Raw genomic sequence first — 1,449 nt, 5'->3', positions numbered from 1 at the left:
GTGCTGGCTGCGTAGATTTCAGAGATCCGGCTCGCTCGCTCCCGCCTGACCCAATCTGGCTAACTTGGTATCCGTTTGACTCACCATACCCCAACGGCTTGTGTTTTGCCTTCCGACTCCAGGAGAAGGGGATGAATGATTTGATGGTTGGTAACGGGATCGACGGCGACAGCTTGCTGCGCAAGGCGAAAGAAAAGTTTGCCACGGCTCCTGGATCGTCGACGGTTAAATCGAAAGGTGAACTCATCCAGATAGTAGTCCAGATGCTTATGGCTTACCGCTCCTTGGTGAGTTCCCATCAGCCACCGCTTGAGCAGGGAGATCACAAGATGAACCCGAGGCAGCAGTTCCGAGGCGGCCTCCTTTTTCCCCTTGAGCAACGTGACCTCGTGCTGGAAGCCTTTTGCCTTGAGAGGCGAATACCCCAGCCAGCCGTCGGTGTGGACAACGCTCCCCGGAGCTGCTGAGTCCTGTACAAAGGGCATCAGGCTTGCGGCCGAAGCGTCAGGAATTTGGCGCATGCGAATTCTGCCGATCCCCGGTCCATCCTCCTGAGCGGCAACCACAACCAGCGCTTTGTCCAGATTGTGTCGGCCGGGCAATCCCTCCTCCGGACCGCCCAGATAGCATTCATCTGCCTCCACTCGGCCCGTGAGCAAATCGCGACCCGGCCTGACCATGGCACGGCGCAGCCGATGCAACATGGTCCAGGCGGTTTCATACCGGTTCAACCCCAGGATGCGTTGCAGACCCAACGCACTGGCCCCGTTCTTCTGAGTCGTCACCCACCACATCGCTTGAAACCACATCCGAAGAGAAATGCGGGTGTCCTGGAAAATTGTTCCCGCGGTCACCGATGCTTGATGGCGACAGCCACAGCATCGCAGCAGTATCGTCTTTACCGGCAAGCTCTCCCGGCAACCACAGCGCGGACAGCGGAAGCCATCCGGCCAGCGCAGTTGCAGCAAATAATGCCGACAGGCTTCCTCGCTTCCGAAGCGGAGGTCGAACTCTCTCAAGTTCCGAGGGTAATCTTCCATCCTCGAATACTACGGATTGGGGTATGGTGAGTCAAACGGATACCCAGTCTATTCGATTTATAGCCGGACAGTAGTGATCACCTTTATTCTGCCAGCCAAGATCAAGTCCGTCAGCGAACTTGACGAACTTATCTCGAGGACACAAAACCCAGTCGCCAACTGCATCTGACCTAATGGAATGGACCGTCTGGACGAAGCGAGTTGGTAGTCTCGAAGCATGAAGGGGTGCCGGGATGAAAGTCACGACGATACGCTGGAATATAGCGAAGGAGCGGCGAGGCCGCGAAGTTCTTTGCCGGGCTGGAGCCGTGTCTGAGCCTAAAGGCGGCGATCAAAGGCAGTAGAAGAGGATAGAAGCCAGGAGTGGCGTGGGTGGGGTAGGTTCTGCGAGACTCACCTAATGGGTGAG

At 56.8% G+C, this 1,449-nt stretch carries 1 protein-coding gene; it reads right to left on the bottom strand.

Annotated elements, in window-relative coordinates; all coding sequences use genetic code 11:
• Nucleotides 1-80: 80 nt before the first annotated feature.
• Nucleotides 81-1,040, bottom strand: a complete 960-nt coding sequence (locus tag ACREXZ_RS30815) for an IS1595 family transposase (protein WP_431767910.1) — start codon at nucleotides 1,038-1,040, stop codon at nucleotides 81-83.
• Nucleotides 1,041-1,449: the final 409 nt, after the last annotated feature.

This window comes from Paraburkholderia sp. (assembly GCF_050742655.1).
Lineage (GTDB): Bacteria > Pseudomonadota > Gammaproteobacteria > Burkholderiales > Burkholderiaceae > Paraburkholderia.
The sequence above is the reverse complement of the archived record's forward strand: the minus strand, read 5'-3'. Positions and strand labels throughout refer to the sequence as shown.

Excerpts from the sequence above, each read along its gene's own strand:
- ACREXZ_RS30815 (WP_431767910.1), bottom strand. The coding sequence starts at position 1,040 with ATGGAAGATTACCCTCGGAACTTGAGAGAGTTCGACCTCCGCTTCGGA.